Origin of the sequence: Streptomyces sp. NPDC046900, from assembly GCF_040644975.1 — a bacterium.
Lineage (GTDB): Bacteria > Actinomycetota > Actinomycetes > Streptomycetales > Streptomycetaceae > Streptomyces.
Genome location: NZ_JBEYXD010000051.1, coordinates 27,133 through 37,895, shown reverse-complemented (window position 1 = coordinate 37,895; position 10,763 = coordinate 27,133). Strand labels below are relative to the sequence as shown.

Here is a 10,763-nt window from a genome sequence, read left to right as displayed (position 1 = left end):
CGTTGTCGCAGGGGTCAGGAAGGCCCGTCGGACGGCAGGCCGGAGGGGCACGCGGTGTGCAGGGAGCCGGGCAGCGCTCCGGTGATCCAGGCACGGTTCGCGGCGACGCGCTCGCCGCCCACGGCCCACAGGGTCGGCCCGTCCGCGCCCTGCGGGATGCGGATCAGCACATGCTGGCCCCGACGTGGCTGCGGCTCGGCCCCTCGGTCGAGGAGGAAGGTGACACGGGCCGGGCCGTGGTCGGGCCGGTAGTACCGCGTGACGGTCAGGACCACCCGGATCCGGGGATCGCCGAGCGGTCCCACCTCGGCCACCGTCCCCTCCACGACGAGCCGGGAACACGCGACTTCCCGCTTGGGATCGGACGGCACCGGCCCGCCACCGTCCGCCTTGCCGGCCGCGCCCGCGCTCGTGGAGGCGACGTCGGCGCTGCCCTTGCTGTCGCTCTGCGACCCGCTGAGCGACAGCAGCCGGCCCAGCCCGACGACGACCGCCAGGGCCGCCACGGCCGCGAGCGAGCCGAAGGCGATGCGCAGGGCACGGCCCCGGCGCGCAGGCCGCACCGGACGGGGGACGCGCGGGATGTCCCGGGCAGTGCCTCGCTCCGGCTCGTCCGGCGCGGCGTCCGTCCGGGAGGCCCGTAGGGCGGCCGGCGACAACGACTCGCCCGGCGGCGCCGCCAGCGCGTCGCCGATGATCCCCAACTGCTCCCGCAGCACCGCCACATCGGCCAGTGCCGTCCGGTGCCCCGCCATGAACTCGGCGTCGGCCCGCGCGGCGTCGGGCAGCGGCTCGCCCGTGATCGCGGCCATCAGCGCGTCGGCGCCGTCGTACTCGGCGGCCACGTCACACCACCTCGTCCTCGTGCAGACGGTCGCGCAGCGCGCGGACCGCCGAGTGGAGCCTGCTCTTGACCGTGCCCTCGGGGATGTCGAGCTCCTCCGCGATCCCCCGGACGGGCAGATCGGCGTAGAAGCGCAGCACGAGGACCTGACGCTGGGCGTCGGGCAGCTCGTCCAGGCCCTGGGCCACGGCGAGCCGGAGGAGACGGGAGTCCTCGCCCGGGGCGTGCTCCGGCTGCCGCAGGGAGGCCAGCCGCTCACCGAGCCGCTCCTGGCGGCGCTTGGCCCGGTGCCAGTCCATCGCCAGGTTCGAGGCGACGACCGCCGCCCACGCCGAGACGTCCCGCGGTGCCTCCCGGCCGCTCGCGGCCCGCTCCAGCAGCCGCAGGCGGACCTGCTGCACCCCGTCCGGCAGGTCCGCCTGCGGCACCCCGCCGAGCGCGAGCACCGCCCGCACCCGCCGTTCCTGAGCCGCGTCCAGGGGGTCGTCCACCGCAGGGTCCGCCCCCGGCCCGCGGCGGGCCATTCTGCGCAGCACAGCCACCCCTCCCCTTGCGCGTTTCCTCTACGACGCCGCAGCGGGCCGAAACGTTCGGCCGGTTTCCGCGGCAGAGGGCAGAGGCGTACGTCACACCGTCGTATGGGCCCGGAGGCGGTGGGCAGGCACCCGGCGGCACAGCTTGTCGCGCGGAGCCTTCGCGGGATGAATTTCTCCAGCTCAGCGGGTTGGAGGCAGGAGGTCCGCAACCGGCGTCCGCGCCGTCACGTCCCATTCCTCGGGCACACAGCGCAAAGAATTGGACAGGCAGCCAGGGGTCGGCCGCATGATGGAAAAGCCTCGGCCGAGCAGCACACACGTAAGAACACGCAGAGGGAGTCGCCGTGAGGGTCGGAATCGTCGGAGCCACCGGTCAGGTCGGCACGGTCATGCGCAGGATCCTCGTGGAGCGGAACTTCCCGGTCACGGAGTTGCGCCTGTTCGCCTCGGCCCGTTCGGCGGGGACGGTCCTCGACGGTGTGACGGTGGAGGACGCGGCGAGCGCCGACTACACCGGCCTGGACATCGTGCTGTTCTCCGCGGGCGGCGCGACCTCGAGGGCGCTGGCCGAGAAGGTCGCCTCGCAGGGCGCCGTCGTGATCGACAACTCCTCTGCCTGGCGCAAGGACCCGGACGTGCCCCTCGTGGTCTCGGAGGTGAACCCGCACGCGGCCGTGAACCGCCCCAAGGGCATCATCGCCAACCCGAACTGCACGACGATGGCCGCGATGCCGGTGCTCAAGCCGCTGCACGAGGAGGCGGGCCTGGAGGCGCTGGTCGTCGCCACCTACCAGGCGGTCTCCGGCTCGGGCCTCGCGGGCGTCGCGGAGCTGCACGGCCAGGCCCAGAAGGTGGTCGCCGACGCCGACAAGCTGACCCACGACGGCGAGGCGGTCGACTTCCCCGAGCCGCAGGTCTACAAGCGCCCGATCGCCTTCAACGTGGTGCCCTTCGCGGGCAACCTGGTCGACGACGGCCTGAACGAGACGGACGAGGAGCAGAAGCTCCGCAACGAGTCGCGCAAGATCCTCGAGATCCCCGGGCTGAAGGTCTCCGGCACCTGCGTCCGCGTCCCGGTCTTCTCCGGGCACTCTCTCCAGGTCAACGCCCGCTTCGCGCGTCCGCTGCCGGTGGAGCGCGCCACGGAGCTGCTGGCCGGTGCCCCGGGCGTGGCGCTCTCCGACATCCCGACCCCGCTCCAGGCGGCCGGCAAGGACGCGGCGTACGTGGGTCGCATCCGGCGCGACGAGACCGTGGAGAACGGCCTGGCGCTGTTCATCTCCAACGACAACCTGCGCAAGGGCGCGGCGCTCAACGCGGTGCAGATCGCGGAGCTGGTGGCGGCGGAGCTGAGCGAGTAACCAGCGGCACGAAGACGGGGCGTCCACCGGTGACCGGTGGACGCCCCGTCTTCGTGTTCAGAGCGCCAGATGCCGCCGTAGCGCGGCGTCGATCTCGGCCAGGCGCCGGCGCGGAACCGTGCCGATCGGCCGCAGCAGCCTCTCCGCGGTGAGGGCGCGTACTTGCTCGCACTGCACCTTGGAGTCCTTCGCAAGACCGCATTCCTCTGCCGGCAGCAGGACCTGGAACGGGTAGACGCGGGAGGTGTTCGTCGTCAGCGGCACCAGCGTGACGACGCCGCGGCCGGTTCGCTCCACGGCCGCGTTGGCACCGTTGTTCGAGACGATCACCGCCGGGCGCGCCTTGTTGGCCTCGCTGCCGCGCGTGGGCTCGTAGTCGACCAGGTAGATGTCACCGCGCTTCATCGGCGAGCCCGTCCCCCGAGAACTGGTCCCAGAACCCGGCGTCCTCGCTCCCCTCCCACTCGGCGAAAGCCTCCACGTACTCCTGCTCCAGCTGTGCTTGCCGCAGCAGTTCGATCGCGGCGTGTATCACGGCCGACCGGGACTCGGCGTCGGTGCGCGCTGCGTACTCGTCGACGAAGGCGACATCCTCCTGCGGCAGGCTCACACTGATCTTCATACACTTGATGCTACCAGCGGTAGGAACGTAATGGCTACCGCAAACCGGGGCCTGCTCATGGAAGGATGGCGCAACCCACACATAACGAGGAGATGACCGCGTGCCTGGCACAAACCTGACTCGCGAAGAGGCACAGCAGCGGGCGAAGCTGCTCACCGTTGACTCGTACGAGATCGATCTCGACCTCTCCGGCGCGCAGGAGGGCGGAACCTACCGGTCCGTGACCACGGTGCGCTTCGACTCCGCCGAGACCGGCGCGGAGTCGTTCATCGACCTGGTGGCCCCGACCGTCCACGAGGTCACCCTGAACGGCGACCCGCTCGACCCCGCCGAGGTCTTCAAGGACTCGCGGATCGCGCTCCCCGGCCTCCTCGAGGGCCGCAACGTGCTCCGCGTGGTCGCCGACTGCGCGTACACCAACACCGGCGAGGGCCTGCACCGCTTCGTCGACCCGGTCGACGAACAGGCCTACCTCTACACCCAGTTCGAGGTCCCGGACGCCCGCCGCGTCTTCGCCTCCTTCGAGCAGCCGGACCTCAAGGCCACCTTCCAGTTCACCGTGAAGGCGCCCAGCGGCTGGACCGTCATCTCCAACTCGCCCACGCCCGAGCCCAAGGACGACGTCTGGGTCTTCGAGCCGACGCCGCGGATCTCGACGTACATCACGGCGCTGATCGTGGGCCCGTACCACTCGGTGCACAGCGTGTACGAGAAGGACGGGCAGTCCGTCCCGCTCGGCATCTACTGCCGGCCCTCCCTCGCCGAGTTCCTCGACTCGGACGCCATCTTCGACGTGACCCGGCAGGGCTTCGACTGGTTCCAGGAGAAGTTCGACTACGCGTACCCGTTCGAGAAGTACGACCAGCTCTTCGTGCCCGAGTTCAACGCGGGCGCGATGGAGAACGCCGGCGCGGTGACCATCCGCGACCAGTACGTCTTCCGGTCCAAGGTGACGGACGCGGCGTACGAGGTGCGGGCGGAGACCATCCTGCACGAGCTGGCCCACATGTGGTTCGGCGACCTCGTGACCATGGAGTGGTGGAACGACCTGTGGCTGAACGAGTCGTTCGCCACCTACACGTCCATCGCGTGCCAGGCGTACCACCCGGCGTCCCGCTGGCCGCACTCCTGGACCACGTTCGCCAACTCCATGAAGACCTGGGCGTACCGGCAGGACCAGCTGCCGTCGACCCACCCGATCATGGCCGAGATCAACGACCTGGACGACGTCCTCGTCAACTTCGACGGCATCACCTATGCCAAGGGCGCCTCGGTCCTCAAGCAGCTCGTCGCCTACGTCGGCATGGACGAGTTCTTCCGCGGCGTGCAGGCGTACTTCAAGCAGCACGCGTTCGGTAACACGCGCCTGTCCGACCTGCTGGGCGCCCTGGAGGAGACCTCCGGCCGCGATCTGAAGACCTGGTCGAAGAAGTGGCTGGAGACAGCCGGCATCAACGTCCTGCGTCCCGCTGTCGAGACGGACGAGAACGGCGTCATCACCTCCTTCGCCATCCGCCAGGAGGCCCCGGCGCTCCCGGCCGGCGCGAAGGGCGAGCCCACCCTGCGTCCGCACCGCATCGCGATCGGCCTGTACGACCTGGACGAGGGCACCGGCAAGCTGGTGCGCACCGAGGACGGCCGGATCGAGCTGGACGTCGACGGCGAGCTGACCGCCGTACCGCAGCTGGCCGGACGGCGCCGGCCGGACGTCATCCTGCTCAACGACGACGACCTGTCGTACGCGAAGGTCCGACTGGACGAGAAGTCCCTTGCCTTCGTCACCGAACACCTCGGCGACTTCGACTCGTCGCTGCCGCGCGCCCTGTGCTGGGCCTCGGCCTGGGACATGACGCGGGACGCGGAGCTGGCGACCCGCGACTACCTCTCCCTGGTCCTGTCCGGCATCGGCAAGGAGTCCGACATCGGCGTCGTGCAGTCGCTGCACCGCCAGGTGAAGCTCGCGATCGACCTGTACGCCGACCCGTCCACCCGCGAGGCGCTGCTGACCCGCTGGACGGACGCCACCCTCGCCCATCTGCGCTCCGCCGAGCCGGGCAGCGACCACCAGCTGGCGTGGGCGCGCGCCTTCGCGGCGACCGCCCGTACGCCGGAGCAGCTCGACCTGCTGGAGGGCCTCCTGGACGGTTCGCAGACCGTCGAGGGTCTGGCCGTCGACACCGAGCTGCGCTGGGCGTTCGTGGAGCGGCTGGCGACGGTGGGCCGCTTCGACGAAACGGAGATCGCCGGCGAGCTCGGGCGGGACAAGACGGCGGCCGGTGAGCGGCACGCCGCCACCGCCCGCGCCGCGCGCCCGACCCCGGAGGCCAAGGCGGAGGCCTGGGCCTCGGTCGTGGAGTCCGACAAGCTGCCGAACGCCGTGCAGGAGGCCGTGATCGGCGGCTTCGTCCAGACCGACCAGCGCGAGCTGCTCGCCCCCTACACCGACAAGTACTTCGAGTCGGTCAAGGGCGTCTGGGACTCCCGCTCGCACGAGATGGCCCAGCAGATCGTGGTCGGCCTCTACCCGTCGATCCAGGTCTCCGAGGACACGTCGGCCAAGACCGACGCGTGGCTGGCCGCCGCCGAGCCGTCCCCGGCACTGCGGCGCCTGATCCTGGAGTCGCGGGCGGGCATCGAGCGCGCGCTGAAGGCGCAGGCCGCGGACGCCGCCGCGCAGCGGTAGGAAGAGTGAGGGCGCCCGGCCTGTGCCGGGCGCCCTTCGCCGTACTCAGGTGCCGTTGGCGCCTGCCGTCGTCCGTGGCCGCGGGCTCGTCCTGACGAGGCCTGCCGGTGCGGCGGCGGCACGCGGACGGATGGAGGTCTTCGGGCGCATCTTCCGGCTGTCGCGCACGATGGGCGACCGGATGGAGAAGGCGTACGCACCGTTCGGCATCTCGCGCGGCGAGTTCGACGTCCTGGCGACCCTGCGCCGCTCCGGCGAGCCGTACACGCTCTCGCCGCGCCAGCTCTCGGCGACCCTGATGCTCACCACGGGAGGGATGACCGGCCGCCTGGACAAGCTCGAGAGGGCAGGGCTGCTGCGCCGCTCACCCGATCCGCACGACCGGCGCGGACTCCAGGTGACGCTCACGGAGCGGGGGTTCCGGCTGATCGACGAGGCAGTGGGCGCGGGCCTCGTCCTCCAGACCGAGGCGCTGAGCTCTCTGAACCCCCAGCAGGCTGCCCAACTGGCCGAGCTGCTACGTCAGTTGCTCGCCGGTACGGCCGACTCCGGCCCGTCGAGCTGATCGGCTCCACTCCGGGGCGTCCGATGCCCCGGCGAGGTACCCCCCGTCCCGTGGGCAGGGCCGCCCGCGCCGAAGCACCGCCCCGGCTGCATCCCGTCGATTGCAGCCGAACAGGTGAACCCGGATGCATTTTCGGCCCGCCACCTCATGGGTGACAGACGTCGAGGGAGTCCACGCGCCGCACGGTGTCGTACGGGTGCGCGGACTCCCTCGACGGAAGTGCGAGAAGGATTCGGTCAGGGCGATGACCCGGGCGGACCGGGCCCACCGCTTCGGGAGCGGTGTCAGCCCTGCTTGGCCTGCTTGCGGGTCTTGTCCGTGATCATGACCAGACCGGCGATCACCCCGAACAGCACAAGCGGCGCCAGCACGAACAGCCCCAGCGTCTCGGCCACGCTCAGGCCCGTGCCGGGGTCGTCGCCGTCGTCGCGGGTCAGCGCGAGCGCAGGGGACGACATGAGCAGCATCATCAGCGTCGTACCGGCGGCCAGGGCGCCGGCGCGCAGGGCGTTCTTCTTGTCCACGGTGCCAAACTAGCGAACGTCCGATCGGCCCGCGCGCCCGGGGTGGGCTACGGGCCCTGGGATGCGGCACCGGCCGGCGAGGCGGCACGGGCCGGGTCCCGGTCAGCCGCCCCTTCCCCGCATCACGTCCACCAGCGCGTACAGCCGCGGCGAGGCCGCCAGATCCTCCAGCGACACCGGGTGGCCCTCCGCGTCCGCTATCGGCAGCCGCCAGTTCGGGTACTCGTCCCAGGTGCCCGGCAGGTTCTGCGGGCGGCGGTCGCCCACCGCGTCCGGGAGCCACACCCCGACCAGCCGGGCGGGCGTGCGCAGCAGAAAGCGGTGGACGGCCTGGATCTCCCTCTCCTCCGACACCGTCGACACCCCTCCGCCGGCCCCCTTCAGCATCCCCAGCCTGGAGAGCAGGGCGAGCCACTCACCGGTGTCGGCGGCGGCAGCGGCCCGCTCCTGGTCGAGTGGGCGGGCCAGCAGCCCGAGCCGGTCGCGCAGTTCCACGTGTTCGCCGGTGAGCCGGGCGGCGGTCGGCGGCAGGTCATGGGTGGTGGCGGTGGCCAGGCAGTCCGCCCGCCAGCGCTCGGGCGGCAGCGGTCGCCCGGTGCCCTCCCAGTCGCGTTCGAACCACAGGACGGACGTACCGAGCACGCCGCGCTCGTGCAGCGCCTCGCGCACTCCGGGCTCCACCGTCCCGAGGTCCTCGCCGATGACCAGGGCCCCGGCCCGCGCTGCCTCCAGGACCAGGACGGCGAGCATGGCCTCGGCGTCGTACCGGACGTAGGTGCCCTCGGTGGGCGGCTGTCCCTGCGGCACCCACCAGAGGCGGAACAGGCCCATGACATGGTCGATGCGCAGGGCGCCCGCGTGCCGCAGCAGGGCACGGAGCAGCCGGCGGTAGGGGGCGTAGCCGGAGGCGGCGAGGCGGTCGGGGCGCCACGGGGGCAGGCCCCAGTCCTGGCCGCGCGCGTTGAAGGCGTCCGGCGGCGCGCCCACCGACATCCCGGCCGCGAGGTACTCCTGCTGCGCCCAGGCGTCGGCGCCGCCCGGGTGCACGCCGACCGCGAGGTCGTGGATCAGACCGACGGCCATCCCCGCGTCGCGCGCGGTGCGCTGGACGGTGCCGAGCTGGGCGTCGGTCAGCCAGGCGAGCCTGCTGTGGAAGTCGACGCGGTCCATCAACTCCGTGCGCGCACGCGCGGTCTCGGGCGAGCGCGGATCGCGCAGCCGGGAGGGCCAGCCGTGCCAGTCCGAGCCGTAGACCTCGGCGAGCGCGGACCAGGTGGCGTGATCCTCCAGCACCTCGCCCTCCTGGGCGAGGAAGTCGGCGTAGGCGGCGCGACGTCCGGGGCCGAGGGGGACGGCGTGGATGAGTTCGAGTGCCTCACGCTTGATCTCCCACACGGCGTCGCGGTCGATCAACTGGCCCTTCTCGAGGACCGATTCCCGCGCCCCGGCGGCTCGCTCCAGCAGCGTACGCAGGCGGTCCTGGTCCTCGACGTACGGGAACTCGGGCACCTCCTCGACGCGCAGGTGCACGGGGTCCGGGAAGCGGCGGGAGGAGGGACGGTACGGGGACGGGTCGGTGGGGGCGCCGGGGACGGCCGCGTGCAGAGGGTTGACCTGGACGAACCCCGCGCCGAGCGCCCGGCCGGCCCAGGCGGTCAGCTCGGCGAGGTCGCCGAGATCACCCATGCCCCAGGAGCGGCGGGAAAGCAGGGAGTACAGCTGGACGAGCAGTCCGTAGGAGCGGGCCGGCGGCGCGGGCAGCCGGGCGGGCGCGGCGACGAGATGGGCGTCGGCGGTGCGTCCGTCGGGTGCGGTGACGCGTAAGGCGTGGACACCGGGCGGGAGTTGTTCGGCCGAGGCCCGCGTCTCGCCCTGTTCGGTCTCGATGCGCAGCCGGGTGCCCTTCGGCAGGGAGGCCAGCGCGGCGGGCGGCTGTCCGCCCCAGCAGACCACGGTCGGCGGCAGCAGCCGCTCCCGCAGTTCGGTCTCGCGCGCGGCGAGGGCGCTGCGTACGGCCTCCGGTGTGCTGGCGTCCACGCCGAGTGCGGCCAGCGCGGCGGTGACGGCCGTGTCCGACGCGGCGACCGTGCGGTCCGGGGAGGGGCGGTAGGAGGTGGCGACGCCGTGCAGCGCGGCGAGCCGGGCCAACGGCGTCCCGTCGGGCGCGGGGTCGGCCGGCGCCATCTAGTACCCCGTGGGGTCCGGGCCGGCGGCCGCGGGCTCGCTGGTCAGGGGCGTCAGGTCGGCGAGCGGAGGTTCGCTGGTCAGGGGCTCGGCGTCGGGCAGCGGCGGCTCACTGGTCAGCGGCGCCTCGGCACAGGCGCTTTCGGCGCTGAGGACGCACAACAGGAAGTCGGGGTCGGCGGACGGTTCCGCGTCGCGTTTGGACAGGGCCGGGAGCAGGGGGTGTGCCGGTGCGGCCACGAGGGCCTCCTTGTCGTCGTACGACGGATGCGGGCGAGAGCAGGCCTACCCAGTGGGCGCGTCCGCAGACGTATGAGGACGAACAACGTGGGACTGCTCACATTTCGTCCCCGTACGCCTCGCCCAAGGGGGCAAAGCGCCACAACAGCCACTCCCGCCGACACTCTAACGAGAGGAACGGCAAGTCCGGCGCTTCTTTCGACGCTCACCACCACCCCGGGCACCGAACCGGCGACTCCGGCGGGACCGATAGAGGGGGTGTGAGACTGTTCCGCCCCATGGGGGGCCACCGGGAGAAGGACACGGACGCGGCCTTGCTGCGCGCCGTCGCGGACGGCGACTCGGCCGCGATGGCCACGCTCTACGACCGACACGCGGGCTGGCTGCACGCGCGGCTGACGCGCCGTTGCGCCGATCCCGAAGTGGTGCGGGAAGTGCTGCAGGACACCTTCGTGACGGTGTGGCGCTCGGCGGCGGGGCACCACGGCGAGGAGGCCGGCGGCTGGCTGTGGACGATCGCCGCCCGGCGCCTGGTCGACGCACGCCGTGCCCAGGAGCGGGCCCGGCGCCTCGAGACGGCACCGATGGACGCGGTGCGGGTCGAGCACCAGTCGGCCGTGGCCGTGCCGTCCGCAGAGGAACGGGCGCTGGCGGCACTGGAGTTCGGTGACGTGGGCACCGCCCTGGACCGGATCTCCCCTGAGTTGCGCGAGGTGCTGCGGGCGACGGTCGTCGACGGGCTGACCACCCGGGAGACCGCCCGGCTGCTCGGCATACCCGAGGGCACCGTCAAGAGCCGTGCCCTGCGCGCCCGCGCGGAACTGCGCTCCGCTCTCGCCCAGTTGGCCCCGACACCGATGGGAGGCCGGGCATGACCCACTGGCACGCCCCGGACGACCTGGTCAGCCGCTACGCGGACGGTTCGCTGCCGGAGCCGGACGCGTGGTCGCTGGAGAAGCACCTGGAGCACTGCGGACGCTGTGCGACGCGCGTGTCGCGGGCGGTACGGCAGACGGCGGCCGCAGGGGTCTTGGCCCAGGTGCGGAACTCGGTGCTGGAGGCGGCACCGGCGCAGGTGCGAAACACGATGCCGGAGGCAGCACCGGCCCAGGTGCGAAACACGATGCCGGAGGCAGCACCGGCCCAGGTGCGAAACACGATGCCGGAGGCAGCACCGGCCCAGGTGCGAAACACGATGCCGGAG

General features: G+C 72.3%; 12 protein-coding genes. 5 read left to right on the top strand and 7 right to left on the bottom strand.

Annotated features, from left to right (window positions below):
- Positions 1-14: 14 nt before the first annotated feature.
- The gene (locus ABZ904_RS34245) at positions 15-845 is read right to left on the bottom strand and encodes a hypothetical protein (RefSeq protein ID WP_360999201.1); all 831 of its coding nucleotides are present in this window, start codon (positions 843-845) and stop codon (positions 15-17) included.
- Position 846: 1 nt separating this feature from the next.
- On the bottom strand, positions 847-1,386 hold the full coding sequence (locus tag ABZ904_RS34240) for a sigma-70 family RNA polymerase sigma factor (protein ID WP_360999203.1): 540 nt from the start codon (positions 1,384-1,386) through the stop codon (positions 847-849).
- A 338-nt stretch (positions 1,387-1,724) separates the two neighbouring features.
- Between ABZ904_RS34240 and ABZ904_RS34235 the strand changes: the two genes are divergently transcribed.
- A complete protein-coding gene (locus ABZ904_RS34235; protein ID WP_360999205.1) occupies positions 1,725-2,741 on the top strand; it encodes an aspartate-semialdehyde dehydrogenase in 1,017 nt (338 codons plus the stop codon).
- Positions 2,742-2,798: 57 nt separating this feature from the next.
- Here the strand turns inward: ABZ904_RS34235 and ABZ904_RS34230 are convergent, their stop codons facing one another.
- Positions 2,799-3,146, bottom strand: a complete 348-nt coding sequence (locus tag ABZ904_RS34230; RefSeq protein WP_359400717.1) for a type II toxin-antitoxin system PemK/MazF family toxin — start codon at positions 3,144-3,146, stop codon at positions 2,799-2,801.
- A complete protein-coding gene (locus ABZ904_RS34225) occupies positions 3,133-3,363 on the bottom strand; it encodes a ribbon-helix-helix domain-containing protein (RefSeq protein WP_359400714.1) in 231 nt (76 codons plus the stop codon). The genes ABZ904_RS34230 and ABZ904_RS34225 overlap by 14 nt, the downstream gene beginning before the upstream one ends.
- Before the next feature lie 100 nt (positions 3,364-3,463).
- Between ABZ904_RS34225 and pepN the strand changes: the two genes are divergently transcribed.
- Together pepN and ABZ904_RS34215 are read left to right on the top strand one after the other, a co-directional pair.
- Positions 3,464-6,046 carry an aminopeptidase N gene (gene pepN / locus ABZ904_RS34220; RefSeq protein WP_361827764.1) on the top strand — a complete coding sequence of 861 codons (2,583 nt, stop codon included), beginning with the start codon at positions 3,464-3,466 and terminating at the stop codon, positions 6,044-6,046.
- A gap of 130 nt (positions 6,047-6,176) precedes the next feature.
- On the top strand, positions 6,177-6,611 hold the full coding sequence (locus tag ABZ904_RS34215; protein ID WP_360999270.1) for a MarR family transcriptional regulator: 435 nt from the start codon (positions 6,177-6,179) through the stop codon (positions 6,609-6,611).
- Positions 6,612-6,895: 284 nt separating this feature from the next.
- On the opposite strand, the gene ABZ904_RS34210 is transcribed toward ABZ904_RS34215, so the two are convergent.
- The 3 genes from ABZ904_RS34210 to ABZ904_RS34200 form a co-directional block, all read right to left on the bottom strand.
- Positions 6,896-7,135, bottom strand: coding sequence for a hypothetical protein (locus ABZ904_RS34210; protein WP_359400708.1), 240 nt, complete (start codon positions 7,133-7,135; stop codon positions 6,896-6,898).
- Positions 7,136-7,237: 102 nt separating this feature from the next.
- Positions 7,238-9,319: a 4-alpha-glucanotransferase gene (malQ, locus tag ABZ904_RS34205; RefSeq protein WP_359400705.1), complete on the bottom strand. Its 2,082-nt coding sequence runs from the start codon at positions 9,317-9,319 to the stop codon at positions 7,238-7,240.
- Positions 9,320-9,559, bottom strand: coding sequence for a hypothetical protein (locus tag ABZ904_RS34200; RefSeq protein ID WP_359400702.1), 240 nt, complete (start codon positions 9,557-9,559; stop codon positions 9,320-9,322).
- A 278-nt stretch (positions 9,560-9,837) separates the two neighbouring features.
- Here ABZ904_RS34200 and ABZ904_RS34195 point away from each other — a divergent pair, with 278 nt between their 5' ends.
- Entirely contained in the window at positions 9,838-10,434 is a 597-nt protein-coding gene (locus ABZ904_RS34195; RefSeq protein WP_360999272.1) for an RNA polymerase sigma factor, read from the top strand.
- Positions 10,431-10,763, top strand: a 333-nt coding sequence (locus ABZ904_RS34190; RefSeq protein WP_361827760.1) for a zf-HC2 domain-containing protein, incomplete at its 3' end; no start/stop codon positions are given. The genes ABZ904_RS34195 and ABZ904_RS34190, both read left to right, overlap by 4 nt.

What these genes read in the sequence shown, in the direction of transcription:
- ABZ904_RS34230 (WP_359400717.1), bottom strand. Translation starts at nt 3,146, where the DNA reads ATGAAGCGCGGTGACATCTACCTGGTCGACTACGAGCCCACGCGCGGC.
- ABZ904_RS34215 (WP_360999270.1), top strand. Translation starts at nt 6,177, where the DNA reads ATGGAGGTCTTCGGGCGCATCTTCCGGCTGTCGCGCACGATGGGCGAC.
- ABZ904_RS34225 (WP_359400714.1), bottom strand. Translation starts at nt 3,363, where the DNA reads ATGAAGATCAGTGTGAGCCTGCCGCAGGAGGATGTCGCCTTCGTCGAC.
- malQ (WP_359400705.1), bottom strand. Translation starts at nt 9,319, where the DNA reads ATGGCGCCGGCCGACCCCGCGCCCGACGGGACGCCGTTGGCCCGGCTC.
- ABZ904_RS34195 (WP_360999272.1), top strand. Translation starts at nt 9,838, where the DNA reads ATGGGGGGCCACCGGGAGAAGGACACGGACGCGGCCTTGCTGCGCGCC.